The 20,606-nt window shown below is 59.0% G+C and carries 20 protein-coding genes; 13 read left to right on the top strand and 7 right to left on the bottom strand.

All coding sequences use genetic code 11. The annotated features are described in order from the left end of the window. Positions 1-55: 55 nt before the first annotated feature. The 5 genes from def to C9422_RS04570 all read left to right on the top strand — a co-directional run bounded on the left by def (position 56) and on the right by C9422_RS04570 (position 4,713). A complete protein-coding gene (gene def, locus C9422_RS04590; protein WP_007969867.1) occupies positions 56-562 on the top strand; it encodes a peptide deformylase in 507 nt (168 codons plus the stop codon). Positions 563-619: 57 nt separating this feature from the next. Beyond that, positions 620-1,579, top strand: a complete 960-nt coding sequence (gene fmt / locus C9422_RS04585) for a methionyl-tRNA formyltransferase (protein WP_116579836.1) — start codon at positions 620-622, stop codon at positions 1,577-1,579. Then, positions 1,576-2,886 carry a 16S rRNA (cytosine(967)-C(5))-methyltransferase RsmB gene (gene rsmB / locus C9422_RS04580; protein WP_116579835.1) on the top strand — a complete coding sequence of 437 codons (1,311 nt, stop codon included), beginning with the start codon at positions 1,576-1,578 and terminating at the stop codon, positions 2,884-2,886. The genes fmt and rsmB overlap by 4 nt, the downstream gene beginning before the upstream one ends. Positions 2,887-2,908: 22 nt before the next feature. Next, on the top strand, positions 2,909-4,285 hold the full coding sequence (gene trkA, locus C9422_RS04575; RefSeq protein WP_116579834.1) for a Trk system potassium transporter TrkA: 1,377 nt from the start codon (positions 2,909-2,911) through the stop codon (positions 4,283-4,285). A gap of 110 nt (positions 4,286-4,395) precedes the next feature. Next, positions 4,396-4,713 (top strand): tetratricopeptide repeat protein, encoded by a 318-nt coding sequence (locus C9422_RS04570; RefSeq protein ID WP_116579833.1) that lies wholly within the window; start codon positions 4,396-4,398, stop codon positions 4,711-4,713. Here the strand turns inward: C9422_RS04570 and C9422_RS04565 are convergent. The 3 genes from C9422_RS04565 to C9422_RS04555 form a co-directional block, all read right to left on the bottom strand. Continuing rightward, positions 4,704-4,943: a PilZ domain-containing protein gene (locus tag C9422_RS04565; protein WP_015092855.1), complete on the bottom strand. Its 240-nt coding sequence runs from the start codon at positions 4,941-4,943 to the stop codon at positions 4,704-4,706. The genes C9422_RS04570 and C9422_RS04565 overlap by 10 nt on opposite strands. Positions 4,944-5,015: 72 nt before the next feature. Continuing rightward, positions 5,016-5,903, bottom strand: a complete 888-nt coding sequence (locus C9422_RS04560) for a lysophospholipid acyltransferase (RefSeq protein ID WP_116579832.1) — start codon at positions 5,901-5,903, stop codon at positions 5,016-5,018. A gap of 40 nt (positions 5,904-5,943) precedes the next feature. Further along, entirely contained in the window at positions 5,944-6,501 is a 558-nt protein-coding gene (locus C9422_RS04555; protein WP_116579831.1) for a DNA-3-methyladenine glycosylase I, read from the bottom strand. A gap of 81 nt (positions 6,502-6,582) precedes the next feature. On the opposite strand from C9422_RS04555, the gene glyQ reads away from it, so the two are divergent. The 4 genes from glyQ to C9422_RS04535 all read left to right on the top strand — a co-directional run bounded on the left by glyQ (position 6,583) and on the right by C9422_RS04535 (position 11,003). Next, a complete protein-coding gene (gene glyQ / locus C9422_RS04550; protein WP_003187265.1) occupies positions 6,583-7,536 on the top strand; it encodes a glycine--tRNA ligase subunit alpha in 954 nt (317 codons plus the stop codon). Next, the gene (gene glyS, locus C9422_RS04545; RefSeq protein WP_104450371.1) at positions 7,533-9,587 is read left to right on the top strand and encodes a glycine--tRNA ligase subunit beta; all 2,055 of its coding nucleotides are present in this window, start codon (positions 7,533-7,535) and stop codon (positions 9,585-9,587) included. The genes glyQ and glyS overlap by 4 nt, the downstream gene beginning before the upstream one ends. Before the next feature lie 6 nt (positions 9,588-9,593). Continuing rightward, on the top strand, positions 9,594-10,133 hold the full coding sequence (gene gmhB, locus C9422_RS04540; protein WP_007969879.1) for a D-glycero-beta-D-manno-heptose 1,7-bisphosphate 7-phosphatase: 540 nt from the start codon (positions 9,594-9,596) through the stop codon (positions 10,131-10,133). Positions 10,134-10,223: 90 nt separating this feature from the next. After that, entirely contained in the window at positions 10,224-11,003 is a 780-nt protein-coding gene (locus tag C9422_RS04535) for a 1-acyl-sn-glycerol-3-phosphate acyltransferase (RefSeq protein WP_104450370.1), read from the top strand. 324 nt (positions 11,004-11,327) lie between these two features. On the opposite strand, the gene gyrB is transcribed toward C9422_RS04535, so the two are convergent. From gyrB to dnaA, 4 genes are read right to left on the bottom strand one after another with little or no spacing between them, the layout of a single operon-like run. Then, positions 11,328-13,745: a DNA topoisomerase (ATP-hydrolyzing) subunit B gene (gene gyrB, locus C9422_RS04530; protein ID WP_007969881.1), complete on the bottom strand. Its 2,418-nt coding sequence runs from the start codon at positions 13,743-13,745 to the stop codon at positions 11,328-11,330. A 5-nt stretch (positions 13,746-13,750) separates the two neighbouring features. Beyond that, entirely contained in the window at positions 13,751-14,854 is a 1,104-nt protein-coding gene (gene recF, locus C9422_RS04525) for a DNA replication/repair protein RecF (RefSeq protein ID WP_007969883.1), read from the bottom strand. Positions 14,855-14,874: 20 nt separating this feature from the next. Beyond that, a complete protein-coding gene (dnaN, locus tag C9422_RS04520; protein ID WP_007969885.1) occupies positions 14,875-15,978 on the bottom strand; it encodes a DNA polymerase III subunit beta in 1,104 nt (367 codons plus the stop codon). 39 nt (positions 15,979-16,017) lie between these two features. Then, on the bottom strand, positions 16,018-17,541 hold the full coding sequence (gene dnaA, locus C9422_RS04515) for a chromosomal replication initiator protein DnaA (RefSeq protein ID WP_116579830.1): 1,524 nt from the start codon (positions 17,539-17,541) through the stop codon (positions 16,018-16,020). Between the two features lie 566 nt (positions 17,542-18,107). Here dnaA and rpmH point away from each other — a divergent pair. Genes rpmH through yidC form a run of 4 tightly spaced genes read left to right on the top strand, consistent with a single transcriptional unit; the run spans position 18,108 to position 20,580 of the window. Then, positions 18,108-18,242, top strand: coding sequence for a 50S ribosomal protein L34 (rpmH, locus tag C9422_RS04510; RefSeq protein ID WP_003213577.1), 135 nt, complete (start codon positions 18,108-18,110; stop codon positions 18,240-18,242). Positions 18,243-18,258: 16 nt separating this feature from the next. Beyond that, positions 18,259-18,660, top strand: a complete 402-nt coding sequence (gene rnpA / locus C9422_RS04505; RefSeq protein WP_015097448.1) for a ribonuclease P protein component — start codon at positions 18,259-18,261, stop codon at positions 18,658-18,660. Beyond that, positions 18,653-18,898, top strand: coding sequence for a membrane protein insertion efficiency factor YidD (gene yidD, locus C9422_RS04500; protein WP_010207715.1), 246 nt, complete (start codon positions 18,653-18,655; stop codon positions 18,896-18,898). Before rnpA ends, yidD begins: the two co-directional genes overlap by 8 nt. A 2-nt stretch (positions 18,899-18,900) precedes the next feature. Beyond that, positions 18,901-20,580 (top strand): membrane protein insertase YidC, encoded by a 1,680-nt coding sequence (yidC, locus tag C9422_RS04495; protein WP_116579829.1) that lies wholly within the window; start codon positions 18,901-18,903, stop codon positions 20,578-20,580. Positions 20,581-20,606 lie beyond the last annotated feature (26 nt).

Below are 20,606 nucleotides of genomic sequence, written 5' to 3'. Positions count from 1 at the left end.
CGGACCCGCCAGGCCATCGACCCGACCTTACTTCACACGTGCACTGATCAAGCTTATGGCCATTTTAAACATCCTCGAATTCCCTGATCCGCGTCTGCGCACTATCGCCAAGCCAGTGGCCGTAGTGGACGACGAAGTGCGTCAGTTGGTCGACGACATGTTTGAAACAATGTATGAAGCGCCTGGCATCGGCCTCGCCGCTACCCAGGTCAACGTGCACAAACGTATCGTCGTGATGGACCTCTCCGAAGACCGCACCGAGCCTCGAGTGTTCATCAACCCCGAGCTCGAACCGCTGACCGACGACATGGGCCAGTACCAGGAAGGCTGCCTGTCGGTGCCGGGCTTCTACGAAAACGTCGATCGCCCGCAACGGGTCAAGGTCAAGGCACTGGACCGCGACGGCAAGCCATACGAACTGATCGCCGAAGATTTGCTCGCGGTGTGCATCCAGCACGAATGCGACCACCTCAATGGCAAATTGTTCGTCGATTACCTGTCCACGCTCAAACGCGACCGCATCAAGAAGAAACTGGAAAAGCTTCATCGCCAGAACGCCTGATGCCCATCTTCAAAGGCTTGCTGCGGCAAGCCTTTTTCTTTTCAAGAGACGTCACCCATGACTGAGCCACTGCGCATTGTCTTTGCCGGCACCCCGGAATTCGCCGCCGAACATCTCAAGGCCCTGCTGAGCAGCCCTTACGAGATCGTCGCGGTCTACACCCAACCGGATCGTCCGGCCGGTCGCGGGCAAAAACTGATGCCGAGCCCGGTCAAGCAGCTTGCGCTGGAGAACAACATTCCGGTGTTGCAACCGCCAACCCTGCGCAACGAAGACGCGCAAGCCGAACTCGCCGCGCTGAAACCGGACTTGATGGTGGTGGTCGCCTACGGCCTGATCCTGCCGCAAGTGGTGCTGGACATTCCGCGCCTGGGTTGCATCAACAGCCACGCCTCGCTGTTGCCGCGCTGGCGCGGTGCGGCGCCGATCCAGCGTGCCGTGCAAGCAGGTGATGCCGAAAGCGGCGTGACCGTGATGCGCATGGAAGCCGGCCTCGACACCGGGCCGATGCTGCTTAAAGTCACTACGCCTATCAGCGCCGAAGACACTGGCGGCAGCCTTCACGACCGTCTGGCCGAAATGGGCCCACCGGCCGTGGTTCAGGCAATTGCCGGCCTCGCCGCGGGTACGCTGGAAGGCGAAGTGCAGGACGACAGCCTGGCCACCTACGCGCACAAATTGAACAAGGACGAAGCGCGCATCGACTGGAGTCGCCCGGCGCTTGAACTGGAGCGTCTGGTGCGTGCCTTCAACCCGTGGCCGATCACCCACAGCACCTTGAATGGCGAAGCCCTGAAAGTGCTGGCCGCAAACCTGGCCGAAGGCAAAGGTGCACCCGGTGAAATCCTCAGCGCCAGCAAGGATGGCCTGATCGTCGCGTGCGGCGAGCAGGCGTTGTGCCTGACCCGTCTGCAATTGCCCGGCGGCAAGGCGCTGAACTTCAGCGATCTGTTCAACAGCCGCCGTGAGAAATTCGCCACCGGCACTGTCCTCGGTCAAGCGGCGGACGTTCAATGAATCCGCGTCTGGCCGCCGCCAAGGCACTTGCCGCCGTCCTGAGCGGAAAAGCCTCGCTCAACAGTTCGCTGCCAACGCAGTTGGACAAGGTCGAGGACCGTGATCGCGGCTTCACCCAGGACCTGGCGTTCGGTACCGCACGCTGGCAGCCACGCTTGTCGGCGCTGGCGGCCAAGTTGCTGCAAAAGCCGTTCAAGGCTGCCGATGCCGATGTCGAGGCGCTGCTGCTGGTCGGCCTCTATCAGTTGCTCTACACCCGCGTCCCGGCCCATGCCGCGATTGGCGAGACGGTCGGTTGCGCCGACAAGTTGAAAAAGCCATGGGCCAAGGCCTTGCTCAACGCTGTCCTGCGTAACGCTCAGCGCGAAAGCGAAACGATTTTCGCCGAACTGGAACGCGATCCGGTGGTGCGCACGGCCCACCCGCGTTGGCTGCAGAAATCCCTGAAGGCGTTCTGGCCAGAGCAATGGGAAGCCATCTGCGCCGCCAACAACGCGCATCCGCCAATGATCCTGCGGGTCAACCGTCGCCATCACAGCCGGGATGCCTACCTCGGTTTGCTGACCGACGCCGGTATCGCCGCCACACCCTGTGTCTACAGCCGTGACGGTATCGTGCTCGAAGCCGCCGCCGACGTGCGCAGCCTGCCGGGTTTCGCCGAGGGCTGGATCAGCGTGCAGGACGAAGCGGCACAACTGGCCGCTGATCTGCTCGACCTGGCACCGGGCCAACGGGTACTGGACGCCTGCTGCGCACCCGGCGGCAAGACCTGCCATATTCTCGAAGCCGAGCCAAAACTGGCCGGGGTGGTGGCGGTAGACCTGGAAGCCAAGCGTCTGGTGCGAGTGCGGGAAAACCTCGAACGCCTGAAACTGAGCGCCGAACTGATTGCCGCCGACGGCCGCGACACGCAGGCGTGGTGGGACGGCAAGCCGTTCCAACGCATCCTGCTGGACGCACCATGCTCGGCGACGGGCGTGATCCGTCGTCATCCGGACATCAAGCTGACCCGCCAGCCCGACGACATCGCCGCGCTGGCTCTGCTGCAAGGCGAGCTGCTCGACGCCATGTGGAACACCCTGGAAGTCGGCGGCATTCTGCTATACGCCACCTGCTCGACGCTGCCGACCGAGAACACCGAAGTTATCGAAGCGTTCCTCGCCCGCACGCCGGGCGCCCGTGAACTGGACCTCGCCACGACGGCCGGCATCAAGCAGCCCCATGGTCGCCAGTTGCTCGCCCAGGAAGGCGGCCACGACGGGTTCTACTACGCCAAGCTGATCAAGATCGCCGCCGCGCGCGGTTAAACGGATTCAATGGAGTGACTGGATGAAAATCATCATCCTCGGCGCAGGGCAGGTCGGCGGTTCGCTGGCGGAACACCTGGCCAGCGAAGCCAACGACATCACCGTGGTCGACACCGATGGCGAACGCCTGCGCGACCTTGGCGACCGCCTAGACATCCGTACGGTGCAGGGCCGCGGTTCGTTTCCGACCGTGCTGCGCCAGGCCGGCGCCGACGACGCCGACATGCTGGTCGCCGTGACCAACAGCGACGAAACCAACATGGTCGCCTGCCAGGTCGCCCATACCCTGTTCCACACCCCGACCAAGATTGCCCGGGTTCGTGAGGCTGCGTACCTGACCCGCGAAGAGCAGTTGTTCCAGAACGAAGCGATTCCGGTGGACGTGCTGATCAGCCCGGAACAAGTGGTCACCAACTACATCAAGCGTCTGATCCAGCATCCGGGTGCCTTGCAAGTGATCGACTTCGCCGACGGCAAGGCGCAACTGGTCGCGGTTCGCGCCTATTACGGCGGGCCGCTGGTGGGTCAGCAACTGCGACAGTTGCGTGAACACATGCCGAACGTCGAAACCCGCGTGGCCGCCATTTTCCGCCGCGACCGGCCGATCCTGCCCCAGGGCGATACCGTGATCGAGGCCGACGACGAGGTGTTTTTCATCGCCGCCAAAGCGAACATTCGCGCGGTCATGAGCGAAATGCGCCGTCTCGACGAAACCTACAAGCGCATCGTCATCGCCGGTGGCGGGCAGATCGGCGAGCGTCTGGCCGAGGCCATCGAAAGCCGTTATCAGGTAAAGATCATCGAGATGAATCCGGCACGCTGCCGTCACCTCTCGGACCACCTCGACAGCACCGTGGTGTTGCAAGGCAGCGCCTCGGACCGCGACCTGCTGCTGGAGGAGAACATCGCCGACGCCGACCTGTTCCTCGCCCTGACCAACGACGACGAAGCCAACATCATGTCGTCGCTGCTGGCCAAGCGCCTCGGTGCGAAGAAGGTGATGACCATCATCAACAACCCGGCCTATGTCGATCTGATCCAGGGCGGCGACATCGACATCGCCATCAGCCCGCAACTGGCGACCATCGGCACCTTGCTGGCCCACGTGCGCCGGGGCGACATCGTCAGCGTGCACTCGCTGCGCCGTGGCGCGGCGGAAGCCATCGAGGCGATTGCCCATGGCGATGCGAAATCCAGCAAAGTGATCGGCAAGGCCATCGAGAACATCGGCCTGCCGCCGGGCACCACCATCGGTGCGATTATCCGCGACGAAGAAGTGATCATCGCCCACGATGACACCGTGATCGAAGCGGGCGACCATGTGATTCTGTTCCTTGTGGATAAAAAACATATTCGCGATGTGGAGAAGCTGTTCCATGTGGGGCTGAGCTTCTTCTGATCCAACATCGCCAAGATCGCAGCCTTCGGCAGCTCCTACACCGATCCATGTAGGAGCTGCAAGGCTGCGATCTTTTGATCCTCGCTTTCAACACTCAAAGGAATCCACCCATGATCGAATCCCTGGAAAAAATGCTCGCCAAGGGTGTGGATAACTCATTGCTGCGCTTCGGCCTGGGCAAGGGTTATCTGGATCTGGGGGAGAACGCCAAGGCCGCGGAGCATTTTCAGCGCTGCGTCGAATTCGATCCGAAGTATTCGGCGGCGTGGAAACTGCTGGGCAAGGCCCATCTGGCGCTGGCGGACTTTGCGGCCGCGCGCCAAGCCTGGGAACAAGGCCTGGAAGCCGCTCGCAACCATGGCGACAAGCAGGCAGAAAAGGAAATGACGGTGTTTCTGAAAAAGCTGGATCGCACCGTTCAGAGATAGCGCAAGCCAATCCCTTCGGCATCCACCAACACCACTTCCATGCGTACCCGCGGTGCGCCTGTGGGTAAGTCTTGCACCTGCCCGTAGACCACCGCCCCCCGGGGCAACGCCGACAGTTTCGGATGCTTGACGTAAACCCCGGTGGTCGACAGGTTGCGCGTCTGGCCCAGGCATTCGCCGATGTTTTCGTGACTGATCTTGATGCGGAATGACTTGCGATGTTCGGACATCTTCTGCGCCCTTTGATGAACGGTTGTGGATAACCCCGAATTCAGGGTTATCCACAGATCATGCCAATTGAATCAATACCAGCGCTCTTCACCCGGTGGCCGCTTCTTGAAGCGCTTCATGCTCCACATGTACTGGCTCGGGTAGGCCCCGACATAACGCTCGACCACTTTACTCATGGCCGCACAGGATTCCGCCGTATCGGTGCTGTACATGGCCTCCGGCGCGGCTTCGAGGATCACTTTGTAGCCTGAACCGTCGGGCAGGCGCAGCGCATGCAGGAACACGCCGACCGCTTTGCCGCCGGCGAGCATGTTGGGTACGAATTTGCTGGTCAGTGCCTGGGTGGCGAAGAACGGCACGAAGATCCCGGCGGATTCGGCCGGTTCCGGGTCAGCAGGAATGCCCACTGCACCACCTTTGCGCACTTCCTTGATGACGCTGAGGATGCCTTCCTTGGTGGAAGCGGCGACTTTGTTACCCAGTTGCACCCGTTGCTTTTGCAGCAACTCGTCCACCGCCTTCAATTTTGGCGGGCGGTAGAAAATGATCGGTTTGCACTGGCTGCAATAGAAGTGATTGAGCACTTCCCAATTGCCCAGATGGCTGGTGATGCCAACCACGCCTTTGCCGGAGGCGAGGGCGTCCTTCAAAATGTCGAGGCCTTCGACCTCGCGCACCAGGTCGATGGAGCGCTGGGCCGGCCAGATCCAGGCGCAGGCGCTTTCGGTCAGGGACTTGCCGATGTCTTTCAGGCTCTGTCCGACTAAACGTTCACGCGCGGCGGGGTCCATGTCCGGGAAACACTTGGACAGGTTGATCCGTACCACGTCGCGGGAACGGTTCGGGGTTTTCCACATGACCCAGCCAATCGCCGAGCCCACGGCCTGCACGGCCCGCCACGGAAGCAGGGCAAACAGCCGCAGAGCGCCTACCAGCAAGGCGCCTTTAAACTTATCCACAGGTCACTCCTGATCTTGTGCTGTGCGCGAGGCGGCTATTCTAACCGCCGTTCGCCAACTGCGCGTAGCGGTCGCAGTCCCGGGTGTGATCCATGACCATGCCCGAGGCCTGCATCAGCGCGTAGCAAATGGTCGGCCCGACGAAGGTGAATCCGGCCTTTTTCAGGCCTTTGCTCATTTCCACGGCCGTCGACGTCACGGCCGGGACTTCGCTGCGGTCCTTGAAATGATTGATCACAGGCGTGCCACCGACGAACGACCAGAGAAACGCCACCGGGTCCTCCAGCGCCAGCCAGGCCTGGGCATTGCGCCGGGCCGCGTTGAGCTTGAGGCGGTTGCGGATGATCCCCGGATCGAGCATCAACTCGTCGATTTCGGCATCGCTCATCTGCGCCACGCGCTGGACATCAAAACCGAACATCACCTGACGATAATGCTCGCGTTTGCGCAGCACAGTGATCCAGGAAAGCCCGGCCTGGAACCCTTCGAGCAAAAGCAACTCGAACAATCCCTGCGCATCGCGTAGCGGCGTGCCCCACTCCTGATCGTGATAAGCCATGTACAGCGGATCTTCGGAACACCAAAAGCAGCGTGGCATAAGGCTCCAGGGGGCGTGCGCAGCAATGAATCGGGTATACTCCCGCTCTTTAAATCGCAGCCCAAGAAACAGGTGAATTTCGTGAGCCAGCCTACGCCAGCCGTGCGTACCTTCCAAGACTTGATCCTCGCCCTCCAGCAATACTGGGCAGAGCAAGGTTGTGTGGTACTTCAGCCCTACGATATGGAAGTAGGCGCCGGCACTTTCCACACTGCTACATTCCTGCGCGCCATTGGCCCGGAAACCTGGAACGCCGCCTACGTGCAGCCAAGCCGCCGTCCGACTGACGGCCGCTACGGCGAAAACCCGAACCGTCTGCAGCACTACTACCAGTTCCAGGTGGTCCTGAAGCCGAACCCGGACAACTTCCAGGAACTGTACCTGGGCTCCCTCAAGCATGTCGGCCTGGACCCGCTGGTCCACGACATCCGCTTCGTCGAAGACAACTGGGAATCGCCGACCCTCGGCGCCTGGGGTCTGGGCTGGGAAGTCTGGCTCAACGGCATGGAAGTGACCCAGTTCACCTACTTCCAGCAAGCGGGCGGCATCGAGTGCTACCCGGTGACCGGCGAGATCACCTACGGCCTCGAGCGTCTGGCCATGTACCTGCAAGGCGTGGACTCGGTCTACGACCTGGTCTGGGCTGACGGTCCGTTCGGCAAAGTGACCTACGGCGATGTGTTCCACCAGAACGAAGTGGAGCAATCGACCTACAACTTCGAACACGCCAACGTCGACAAGCTGTTCGAACTGTTCGATTTCTACGAAAGCGAAGCCAAGCGCCTGATCGAGCTCGACCAGCCGCTGCCGTTGCCGAGCTACGAAATGGTGTTGAAGGCTTCCCATACCTTCAACCTGCTGGATGCGCGCCGGGCAATCTCGGTGACCGCGCGTCAGCAATACATCCTGCGTGTGCGCACCCTGGCGCGTTCCGTTGCGCAAGCCTACCTGCTGGCTCGCGCCAAGCTGGGCTTCCCGATGGCGACCCCGGACCTGCGTGACGAAGTACTGGCCAAGCTGGAGGCTGCACAATGAGTGCTCTGGATTTTCTGGTTGAACTGGGCACTGAAGAACTGCCACCCAAAGCCCTGAATACCCTGGCCGAGGCGTTTCTTGCCGGTATCGACAAGGGCCTGCAAGCTGCCGGCCTGAACTACGAGACCAAAACCGTTTATGCCGCGCCACGCCGCCTGGCTGTGCTGATCACCTCGCTGGCCACCCAGCAGCCGGATCGCAGCATCAACCTCGATGGCCCGCCACGTCAGGCTGCATTCGATGCCGAAGGCAACCCGACCCAGGCAGCCCTGGGTTTCGCCAAGAAGTGCGGCGTCGAACTGAGCGAAATCGATCAGAGCGGCCCGAAACTGCGCTATAGCCAGAGCATCGCCGGCAAGCCGACCGCGAGCCTGCTGCCGACCATCGTCGAAGATTCGCTGAACGACCTGCCGATCCCGAAACGCATGCGTTGGGGTGCGCGCAAGGAAGAGTTCGTGCGTCCGACCCAATGGCTGGTGATGCTGCTCGGTGACCAGGTCATCGACTGCACCATCCTCGCCCAGAAAGCCGGTCGCGATTCCCGTGGTCACCGCTTCCATCACCCGGAAAGCGTGCGCATCGGTTCGCCGTCCAGCTACCTGGCCGACCTGCGTGCCGCCTACGTGCTGGCAGATGCCAACGAGCGTCGCGAGATCATCAGCAAGCGCACCGAAGAGCTGGCCACCCGCCAGGAAGGCACGGCAATCGTTCCACCGGCCCTGCTCGATGAAGTGACCGCGCTGGTTGAATGGCCGGTGCCGCTGGTGTGCTCGTTCGAGGAGCGTTTCCTCGATGTGCCGCAGGAAGCCCTGATCACCACCATGCAGGACAACCAGAAGTACTTCTGCCTGCTGGATGCCGACGGCAAGTTGCTGCCACGTTTCATCACCGTGGCCAACATCGAAAGTAAAGACCCGCAGCAGATCATCGCCGGTAACGAGAAAGTGGTTCGCCCACGCCTGACCGACGCCGAGTTCTTCTTCAAGCAAGACAAGAAGCAGAAGCTCGAAGACTTCAACCTGCGCCTGCAGAACGTGGTGTTCCAGGAAAAACTCGGCAGCGTCTACGACAAGGCCGAGCGCGTATCCAAACTGGCCGCGTTCATCGCTCAGCGCATCGGCGGCAACGCCGCATGGGCCGCTCGTGCCGGCCTGCTGTCGAAGTGCGACCTGTCGACCGAAATGGTCGGTGAGTTCCCGGAGATGCAAGGTGTCGCCGGTTACTACTACGCCCTCAACGATGGCGAGCCGGAAGATGTCGCACTGGCCCTGAACGAGCAGTACATGCCGCGCGGTGCCGGCGCTGAACTGCCGTCCACCCTGACCGGTGCGGCCGTGGCCATCGCCGACAAGCTCGATACGCTGGTCGGTATTTTCGGCATCGGTATGCTGCCAACCGGTAGCAAGGACCCGTATGCCCTGCGCCGTGCGGCACTGGGCGTGTTGCGCATCCTGATCGAGAAACAACTGGATCTGGACCTGACCGAGGCCGTGGCCTTCGCCGTGGATGCGTTCGGTACCAAGGTCAAGGCTGCCGGCCTCAACGACTCGGTGCTGGAATTCATCTTCGACCGTCTGCGTGCCCGTTACGAAGACGAAGGCGTCGATGTCGCCACCTACCTGTCGGTACGTGCCCTGAAGCCGGGCTCGGCCCTGGACTTCGACCAGCGCGTGCAAGCGGTAGAGGCCTTCCGCAAATTGCCGGAAGCCGCTGCCCTGGCCGCGGTGAACAAGCGTGTGTCGAACCTGCTGAGCAAGGTCGAAGGTTCGGTGCCTACGGTCGTGGAAGCCAAGTACTTCGACAATGCCAACGAGTTCTCCCTGTACTCGGCGATCCAGCAGGCTGACCAGGCTGTACAGCCAATGGCCGCCTCGCGTCAGTACAGCGAATCCCTGGCACGCCTGGCCGCCCTGCGCGAGCCGGTGGATGCGTTCTTCGAAGCGGTGATGGTCAACGCGGAGGACGCAAAAGTCCGCGCCAACCGTTATGCGTTGCTGGCGCGTCTGCGTGGGTTGTTCCTCGGCGTCGCCGATATTTCGTTGCTGGGGTAAGACTGTTTGAAACTGCTGATTCTCGATCGGGACGGAGTGATCAATTACGACTCCGACGCTTACATCAAGTCGGTGGAGGAGTGGATTCCACTCCCCGGTTCGATCGAAGCCATCGCGCAGTTGAGCAAGGCCGGCTGGACGGTAGCCGTCGCTACCAACCAGTCGGGCATCGCTCGCGGCTACTACGACCTCGCTACCCTGGATGCCATGCACGAGCGCTTGCGCGCGCTGGTGGCGGAGCAGGGTGGTGAAGTCGGCCTGATCGTCTACTGCCCCCACGGGCCGGACGAAGGCTGCGATTGCCGCAAGCCGAAACCCGGGATGTTGAAAAACATCGCCGCACATTACAACGTGTCGCTGACTGATCTATGGTTCGTCGGCGATAGCCTTGGTGACCTGGAAGCCGCTAAAGCCGTCGATTCACAGCCAGTTTTGGTAAAGACCGGAAAAGGCGAAAAGACTTTGGGCAAGACCCTTCCGGCAGGCACCTTGATTTTTGACGATCTGGCGGCGATTGCCGCAGAACTTATCCACAACTGCCGTTAATAAGTGGTGCGCTTCGATTGTTCCTGACAAAGGATGAAAGGGAAGTGCGCTTTATATAGACGGGCATTGCCCGCATTGGTAAACGTCACCATGTCGATACTGCAGGCCATCAGAACATTCCTCTTTTACCTGCTGCTGGGCACCAGCTCCTTGCTGTGGTGCAGCCTGAGCTTTTTTATCGCGCCGTTTCTGCCGTTCAAGGCGCGCTATCGCTTCATCAACGTGTACTGGTGCCGCTGCGCCTTGTGGCTGAGCAAAGTGTTTCTGGGTATCCGCTACGAAGTGAAGGGTGCCGAGAACGTCCCTGAACGGCCTTGCGTCATTCAGTCGAACCACCAGAGCACCTGGGAGACGTTCTTTCTCTCTGCCTACTTCTCGCCGCTGAGCCAGGTGCTCAAACGTGAATTGCTCTATGTGCCGTTTTTCGGTTGGGCCATGGCCATGCTGCGACCGATCGCCATCGATCGCGACAACCCGAAAGCCGCACTCAAGCATGTAGCGCAGAAAGGCGATGAGTTGCTCAAGGACAATGTCTGGGTGCTGATCTTCCCCGAAGGCACGCGCGTTCCTTACGGCACCATCGGAAAGTTCTCGCGCGGTGGCAGCGCATTGGCGGTCAACGCCGAATTGCCCGTGCTGCCGATTGCGCACAACGCCGGCAAGTTCTGGCCGAAAACCGGTTGGGCGAAGAAGCAGGGCGTCATCACTGTGATCATTGGCACACCGATGTATGCCGAAGGCACCGGACCGCGAGCCATTGCTGAATTGAACGACCGGGTCCAGGCCTGGAACGAGCAGATGCAACGGGAAATGGGCTCACTGCCACCGGCTCCGCAAGCGCCGGTTTCAAACGATCAGGTGACTGTCTGAGATTCTGTGGATAACCTGTGTACCGTTTCCTTTAAAACCGTTGTTATTTGCACGTAACTTTATGATTCTTTTACATATTTCTTAGAATGATAAATCCCATAAAAACGTGCATAAGTTTTTTCGGACGTAAAAAAACCGGCTGATATAGCCGGTTTTTTTATGCCTGTAGATGGGGAAAAATCAAAAGATCGCAGCCTTCGGCAGCTCCTACAGGGATATCGATTTCTGCCTGTAGGAGCTGCCGAAGGCTGCGATCTTTTGACCTCAACAAATAAAAAGGCCAACGCATGAGCGTTGGCCTTTTGTATGGCGGGGCGACCGGAATCAGAAGTCCAGGTTGGATACCGCCAGAGCATTGCTCTCGATGAAGTCACGACGAGGCTCGACCGCATCACCCATCAGGGTGTTGAAGATCTGGTCCGCGCCAATGGCGTCTTCGATGGTCACTTTCAGCATGCGGCGCGAGCCCGGGTCCATGGTGGTTTCCCACAGCTGATCCGGGTTCATCTCGCCCAGTCCTTTGTATCGCTGGATGGTGTGGCGCTTGGTGCTTTCGGCCATCAACCACTCAAGGGCTTCCTTGAACTCGGTGACCTGCTTCTTGCGCTCGCCACGCTGGATGTACGCGCCGTCGTCCAGCAAGGTGCTCAGTTGAGCGCCCAGGGAAACCACGGTCTTGTAGTCGTTGCTGCCGAAGAAGTCGCGGTTGAAGGTGACGTAGTTGGACAGGCCATGGGAGATCAGTTCGACCTCTGGCAGCCAGACGTTACGCTCACGGTCTTCACGCAGGCTGGCCTTGTAGACCAGACCCGACTTCTCGACGGTGCGCAGACGCACTTCGTACTGGGCCAGCCAATCCTGCATCGCTGCGTGATCGGACAGTTGATCCATGCTGACCGCCGGCAGGTAGATGAAGTGCTCGGTCAGCTCCTGTGGGTACAGGCGCGACAGACGCTTGAGGGTCTTCATGACCAGACGGAAGTCATTCACCAGACGCTCAAGGGCTTCGCCGGAGATACCCGGTGCTTCCTCGTTCAGGTGCAGGCTCGCATCTTCCAGGGCCGACTGCGTCATGTACTCTTCCATGGCGTCGTCGTCTTTGATGTATTGCTCTTGCTTGCCTTTCTTCACTTTGTACAGCGGCGGCTGGGCGATGTAGATGTAGCCACGCTCGATCAGCTCCGGCAACTGACGGAAGAAGAAGGTCAGCAGCAAGGTACGGATGTGCGAACCGTCGACGTCAGCATCGGTCATGATGATGATGTTGTGATAGCGCAACTTGTCGATGTTGTACTCTTCGCGACCGATGCCGCAGCCGAGCGCGGTGATCAAGGTGCCTACTTCCTGGGAAGAGATCATCTTGTCGAAGCGTGCCTTCTCGACGTTCAGGATCTTACCCTTGAGGGGCAGAATCGCCTGGGTCCTGCGGTTACGTCCCTGCTTGGCAGAGCCGCCCGCGGAGTCACCTTCCACGAGGTACAGTTCGGACAGGGCAGGGTCCTTTTCCTGGCAGTCCGCCAGTTTGCCCGGCAGGCCGGCGATGTCCAGTGCGCCTTTGCGACGGGTCATCTCACGGGCCTTGCGCGCTGCCTCACGGGCACGGGCCGCGTCGATCATCTTGCCGACGACCAGCTTGGCTTCGTTCGGGTTTTCCAGCAGGAAGTCGGAGAAGTACTTGCCCATTTCCTGTTCGACCGCAGTCTTCACTTCGGAAGACACCAGCTTGTCTTTGGTCTGGGAGCTGAACTTCGGATCCGGTACCTTTACCGAAATGATCGCGGTCAGGCCTTCACGGGCATCGTCACCGGTAGTGGCGACCTTGTGCTTCTTCGCCAGGCCTTCTGCTTCGATGTAGGTGTTCAGGTTACGCGTCAGTGCGGAACGGAAACCCACCAGGTGAGTACCGCCGTCGCGCTGAGGAATGTTGTTGGTGAAGCACAACAGGTTCTCGTTGAAGCTGTCGTTCCACTGCAGGGCGATTTCCACGCCGATGCCGTCTTCACGCTGGATGTTGAAGTGGAACACCTGGTTGACCGGGGTCTTGTTGGTGTTCAGGTATTCAACGAACGCACGCAGGCCGCCTTCGTACTTGAACAGCTCTTCCTTGCCGCTGCGCTCGTCCTTGAGGACGATGCCGACACCGGAGTTGAGGAAGGACAGTTCACGAATCCGCTTGGCCAGGATGTCCCAGCTGAAGTGGATGTTCTTGAAAGTTTCGCTGGAAGCCTTGAAGTGGATCTGCGTGCCGGTGGTTTCGGAGTCGCCAACGATTTTCATCGGCTCTTGCGGAACACCGTGGACGTAAGTCTGTTCCCAGATCTTGCCACTACGGCGAACGGTCAGGACCAGCTCTTCCGACAGGGCGTTAACGACCGACACACCCACACCGTGAAGACCACCGGAAACTTTGTAGGAGTTATCGTCGAATTTACCGCCGGCGTGCAGCACGGTCATGATGACCTCGGCTGCCGAAACGCCTTCTTCTTTGTGTACGTCTACCGGGATGCCACGGCCGTTGTCGCGAACGGTGATGGACTCATCCGGGTGGATGATGATGCTGATGTCGTCGCAGTAGCCGGCGAGCGCTTCGTCGATCGAGTTATCGACCACCTCGAACACCATGTGGTGCAGACCGCTGCCATCGTCGGTATCACCAATGTACATACCGGGACGTTTGCGTACGGCATCCAGGCCTTTCAGCACTTTAATGCTCGTTGAGTCGTACGTATTTTCTTCGCTCAATGCCTTCACTCCCGATGGTCGTGGGTCTGGGTGATACGGCCCTGTTCCACGTGGAACAGAGCGACTGGCGTTTCCGTCTGCCAGCCTTCCCTCAATAATTCGTGATCTACACAGGTGATAAATACCTGGCAGCGTAAGTCTTCCAACAAGCGGCAAAGCGCGCGACGGTGGTGCTCGTCCAGCTCGGACGGCAAGTCATCCACCAGATAAATACACTGACCGCGTCGAGCCTGGCTGACCAGGTGCCCTTGGGCAATCCGCAATGCGCAAACCACCAACTTCTGCTGGCCGCGGGACAAGATGTCCGCGGCGTTGTGTGCGCCCAGTCTGAGACGCAAATCAGCACGTTGTGGTCCGGCCTGGGTATGCCCCATTTGCTGGTCCCGCTGCAGAGACCCGGCGAGCACAGCACTCAATTCACGGTCCTTGTCCCAGCCGCGGTAATAGCTGAGGGTCAAGCCTTCAAGCTCAACCAGTTCGCTCAAGGTTTGTTCAAAGACTGGTTTCAAGGCTTTGATATAAGCGCGGCGGTATTCATCAATTTCAGCGCTGGCCTGGCACAGTTCCCTGTCCCAAACCGCTTGCGAAACGGCGTCAAGTGTACCATGCCGCAGCCAAGAGTTTCTCTGGCGCAGGGCCTTCTGCAAGCGCTGCCAGGTCGACATGAAGCGCGGTTCCACGTGGAACACGCCCCAGTCGAGAAACTGCCGGCGAATCTTCGGCGCACCTTCCAGCAATCGAAAACTGTCCGGGTTGATCAGTTGCAGCGGCAATATCTCCGCCAGCTGCGCGGCACTGCGAGCGTTCTGCCCATCGATACGGATCTGGAACTCGCCTTGGCGATCCCGCGAAATGCCCAACGCGCTGTGCCCACCCTCGGCCAGTTCAACCTGGCCAAAGACCGTGCACGCCAGTTGCTCGTATTGAATGACCGGCAACAGTCGGGTGCTGCGAAACGAACGGGCAAGCCCCAGCAGATGGATGGCTTCCAGAACACTGGTTTTGCCGCTGCCGTTGGCGCCGTAAAGGATATTGATTCGAGGGGAGGGGGAGAAGGTCACCGGGTGCAGATTGCGCACCGCGGTGACCGAGACGCGACTTAAGGACATCTAGCTTCTGCTGGGCATGATTACAGACGCATCGGCATGACAACGTAGGCCGAGTCGTCGTTATCCGATTCCTGCACCAGCGCACTGCTGTTGGAGTCGGACAGGATCAGACGAACCTGCTCGGTGGTCATCACGCCCAGCACGTCGAGCAGGTAGCTCACGTTGAAGCCGATTTCCAGAGAGCCACCGTTGTATTCAACGCCCACTTCTTCTTCCGCTTCTTCCTGCTCCGGGTTGTTCGCCTGGATCTTCAGCTGACCGCTGGCCAGTTGCAGACGGATACCACGGTACTTCTCGTTGGACAGGATCGCGGTACGGCTGAACGCTTCGCGCAGCGCCTGGCGATCGCCCAATACCAACTTGTCGCCGCCTTTTGGCAGAACGCGTTCGTAGTCCGGGAATTTGCCGTCGACCAGTTTCGAGGTGAAGGTGAATTCACCGGTGGTGGCGCGGATGTGGTGCTGCCCCAGAACGATGCTGACATTGCCATCCGGCTCGGTGAGCAGGCGTGCCAGTTCAAGGATACCTTTGCGCGGTACGATGACCTGGTGACGATCCGGTTGGCCGATATCGGCCTGCATCGAGCACATGGCCAGGCGGTGACCGTCGGTGGCCACGGCGCGGATCACACCAGCGGAAACTTCCAGCAGCATGCCGTTGAGGTAGTAACGCACGTCCTGCTGGGCCATGGCGAAGCTGGTGCGCTCAATCAGACGGCGCAGTTTGCTTTGCTCAAGGCTGCAGGTCAGCGAGCCCGGGCCTTCTTCCACGGTAGGGAAGTCGTTGGCCGGCAAGGTCGACAGGGTGAAGCGGCTACGGCCGGCCTTGACCACAAGCTTCTGCTCATCGACCTTGATGTCGATCAGCGCATCGTTTGGCAGGCTCTTGCAGATGTCCATCAGCTTGCGCGCAGGCACGGTGATGGAACCCGGATCCGCCGGCTCTTCGAGTTGAACACGACCAACCAGCTCGACTTCCAGGTCGGTACCGGTCAGCGACAATTGCTGGCCTTCGACAACCAGCAGCACGTTGGAGAGCACCGGCAAGGTCTGGCGGCGTTCGACGACGCCTGCGACCAGTTGCAGGGGTTTCAACAGGGCTTCGCGTTGAATGGTGAAATGCATGGTCTAGTCCCTTGCCTTAATTAGCTGCGCTGGTGTTCATCAAGTGGTCAGTGTACGCAGCAGGTTCTTGTAGTCCTCGCGGATGTCCGCGTCGGATTCCTTAAGTTCGTTGATCTTGCGGCAGGCGTGCAAAACAGTCGTGTGGTCGCGGCCGCCAAACACGTCGCCGATTTCCGGCAGGCTGTGGTTAGTCAACTCTTTGGACAAGGCCATTGCAACCTGACGCGGACGTGCGACCGAGCGAGAACGACGCTTGGACAGCAAGTCGGAGATCTTGATCTTGTAGTACTCGGCGACGGTGCGCTGAATGTTATCCACAGAGACCAGTTTATCCTGCAACGCCAACAAGTCCTTCAGGGATTCGCGAATCAGCTCGATGGTGATATCGCGCCCCATGAAGTGCGAGTGGGCGATCACGCGTTTGAGCGCGCCTTCCAGCTCACGGACGTTGGAGCGAATACGCTGGGCAATGAAGAACGCGGCGTCATGCGGCAGCTCAACCTTGGCCTGATCGGCCTTCTTCATCAGGATCGCCACGCGGGTTTCCAGCTCCGGTGGCTCGACCGCTACGGTCAGGCCCCAGCCAAAGCGGGATTTGAGACGTTCTTCAAGGCCTTCGATTTCTTTCGGGTAGCGGTCACTGGTGAGAATGACCTGCTGGCCACCTTCGAGCAGGGCGTTGAAGGTGTGGAAAAACTCTTCCTGGGAACGCTCTTTACGGGCGAAGAACTGAATGTCATCGATCAGCAACGCATCCACCGAACGGTAGAAACGTTTGAACTCGTTGATCGCGTTCAGTTGCAGGGCCTTGACCATGTCCGCCACGAATCGCTCGGAATGCAGGTACACCACCTTGGCATTCGGGTTCTTCTTTAATAGATGGTTACCCACAGCGTGCATCAAGTGGGTTTTACCCAGGCCGACGCCACCATAAAGGAAGAGCGGGTTGTAACCGTGCTTGGGGTTGTCGGCCACCTGCCAGGCGGCGGCGCGCGCCAACTGGTTGGATTTACCTTCAACGAAATTCTCGAAGGTAAAGGTGCGGTTCAGATAACTGGTGTGCTTGAGCGCACCTTCGACCTGCACGGTACGTTGCTCGGCGCGAACCGGGGCCTGTTGCGAACTGGCGCCGGCCATCGGGTCGAAGCTGTCACGGGAAGGTTCTTCCTCGGTGACCTCAGTCACTTTTTGCGTGGCGCGCTTGGTCGAAGCCGCAGCAGGTGCTGGCGGCGGCGGGCTGGCAAGTGTTTGAGCAGCCTGGGCCTGAGAAGCCGCGGCTGCCAGGGGAGCATTTGGCGCGGCACGCGGTGCCGAACTGCGTTTGCTGCCTATTAATAAGGAAAGCGCAGGCGCCATGCCATTGCCGTGCTCATCGAGCAATTCGAGAACACGCCCCAGGTACTTTTCGTTGACCCAGTCCAGAACAAAACGATTGGGTGCATAGACACGCAACTCGTCGCCTTCGGCTTCGACCTGTAGTGGACGGATCCAAGTGTTGAATTGTTGGGCAGGCAGCTCATCGCGCAGAAGCTCCACGCACTGCTGCCAAAGTTCCACTGACACGGATATCCCCTAAGTTGAAAGCCGGTGAGGCAAAAACAAGCGGCCATTGTAGCGACCAGACGCCGACTTATCCACACGAAGGTGGTTCATCGACCAAGAAGAATCGCCGTTTCATACGCAAAAAAGACGACCAGTGGTCTGTGCATAAGCTCTGTGGATAACCGGGGTTAAGGTCATTGCACAAGTGGGGGCGAAACTCGGTGGATAACCAGCCTGTGGATAAGCCGGCATTCCACACACAGCTTATCCGACAGCGCAGCACAGGCTGAACACGGTTTTCCACTGTAGTTGTCATTCTCTGTACAGCAGGTAAAACAAGGCATGAAGCCACTTATCCACAGAAGAGTGCGAGCCTAGCTTTTATAAGCTTTACAGAAAAGCTTTAAATACTTTCCTTTCTTATTTTTATATTTACCCGCGGTTCGTTCAGCGCAAAACGCCTGGAGATCTATTTATAAGGAAACGCTGGTTGGAAATTGACCTGAAGGCTTGCTTTCTCTAGAATCCCCGGTCTCTTAAAACGGGGGCCATTCCGGCCCGTTGTGGACGAACCAGGTAACACGACAATGAAACGTACTTTCCAACCAAGCACTATCAAACGCGCTCGTACCCACGGTTTCCGTGCTCGCATGGCTACCAAGAACGGTCGTGCCGTTCTGTCGCGTCGTCGCGCCAAAGGTCGTGCGCGTCTGGCAGTTTGATAAGCCGGCACTGGAGGTGAGTCAGGACTTCAGTCGGGAAAAGCGTCTGCTTACTCCCCGGCATTTCAAGGCAGTCTTTGACTCCCCTACCGGCAAGGTTCCGGGGAAAAATCTCCTGCTCCTTGCGCGCAACAACGATCTTGATCACCCCCGTCTCGGGTTGGTTATCGGGAAAAAGAGCGTAAAGCTCTCCGTCGAGCGCAATCGCCTCAAACGTCTGATGCGCGAATCGTTTCGCCTGAACCAGGATTCACTGGTCGGTTGGGACATTGTTATCGTCGCGCGCAAAGGTTTGGGTGACGTAGAAAACCCCGAATTGATTCAGCATTTCGGCAAACTCTGGAAACGCCTGGCTCGCAGTTCGCCGGTACCAGCAGTCAAAACCGAAACTGTAGGGGTAGACAGTCCAGATGCGTAAACTGGCACTCGTTCCGATCCAGTTTTATCGCTATGCCATTAGTCCCCTGATGGCCAGTCACTGTCGTTTCTACCCCAGTTGTTCCTGCTACGCGTTAGAAGCCATCGAAAATCATGGCCTTCTTCGCGGTGGCTGGCTGACCTTTCGTCGTTTAGGTCGCTGTCATCCGTGGAATCCCGGTGGTTATGACCCGGTTCCACCTATCCCTACCTCCCGTTCTTCTTCGATGGCCGAGTAATCATGGATATCAAACGCACGATCCTGATCGTCGCCCTGGCAATCGTGTCCTACGTAATGGTTCTTAAATGGAACCAGGACTATGGCCAGGCTGCCCTGCCGACTCAGAATGTTGCCACCAATACGACTGCATCGGGCCTGCCGGATACGGCACCTGGCTCCAACGCTTCCGCCAGTGACGACATTCCACGTGCTGCAAGCGACACCAGCGCACCTGCCGAAACACCGGTGGCTGTGAGCAAGGACCTCATCCAGATCAAAACGGATGTACTGGACCTGGCTGTCGACCCACAAGGTGGTGATGTTGCCCTGCTGACCCTGCCGCTGTATCCGCGTCGTCAGGATCATCCGGAAATTCCGTTCCAGCTGTTCGATAACGGCGGCGAACGTACTTATCTGGCACAAAGCGGTCTGATCGGCACCAACGGTCCGGATGCAAATCCGGCCGGTCGTCCGGTTTATTCCTCGGAGAAGAAGGTTTATCAACTGGCTGATGGTCAGGACCAATTGGTCGTGGACCTGAAGTTCAGCAAGGACGGCGTCAACTACATCAAGCGTTTCACCCTGAAACGCGGCCTGTATGACGTAACCGTTTCCTACCTGATCGACAACCAGAGCGCCCAGCCCTGGACCGGTGCGATGTTCGCCCAGTTGAAGCGTGACGCCAGCGCCGATCCTTCGTCGACCACGGCGACCGGCACCGCGACTTACCTGGGCGCCGCCCTGTGGACAAGTTCGGAGCCGTACAAGAAAGTGTCCATGAAGGACATGGACAAGGCGCCGCTGAAAGAAACCGTCACTGGCGGTTGGGTTGCCTGGTTGCAGCACTACTTCGTGACCGCATGGATTCCGGCCAAGGGCGAAAACAACGTCGTCCAGACCCGTAAAGACAGCAAAGGCAACTACATCATCGGCTACACCGGCCCATCGATGAGTGTTGCCCCGGGTGCCAAGGCCGAGACCAGCGCTGTTCTGTACGCCGGCCCGAAAAGCCAGGCCGTGCTGAAAGAGTTGTCCCCAGGCCTGGAACTGACTGTCGACTACGGCATTCTGTGGTTCATCGCCCAACCGATCTTCTGGTTGCTGCAACACATCCACGCCATTGTGGGTAACTGGGGCTGGTCGATCATCTTCCTGACCATGCTGATCAAAGGGATCTTCTTCCCGCTGTCGGCTGCCAGCTACAAATCCATGGCGCGCATGCGTGCAGTGGCACCGAAACTGGCCGCGCTGAAAGAGCAACATGGCGATGACCGGCAGAAAATGTCGCAAGCCATGATGGAGCTGTACAAGAAAGAGAAGATCAATCCGCTGGGTGGTTGCTTGCCAATCCTCGTGCAGATGCCGGTTTTCCTCTCGCTGTACTGGGTTCTGCTGGAAAGCGTTGAAATGCGCCAGGCGCCGTTCATGCTGTGGATTACTGACCTGTCGATCAAGGATCCGTTCTTCATTCTGCCGATCATCATGGGTGCAACCATGTTCATCCAGCAGCAGTTGAACCCGACGCCTCCGGATCCGATGCAGGCCAAGGTAATGAAGCTGATGCCGATCATCTTCACCTTCTTCTTCCTGTGGTTCCCGGCGGGTCTGGTGCTGTACTGGGTAGTGAACAACTGCCTGTCGATCGCCCAACAGTGGTACATCACTCGTAAAATCGAAGCGGCTACCAAAGCAGCTGCCTGATTTACACTGTGGATAACCACTCAAGA

Origin of the sequence: Pseudomonas sp. B1(2018) (genome assembly GCF_003097365.1) — a bacterium.
Classification (GTDB): Bacteria; Pseudomonadota; Gammaproteobacteria; order Pseudomonadales; family Pseudomonadaceae; genus Aquipseudomonas; species Aquipseudomonas laurylsulfatiphila.
Note: the sequence above shows the minus strand (reverse complement) of the source record. Positions and strands in the feature narration are given on the sequence as shown.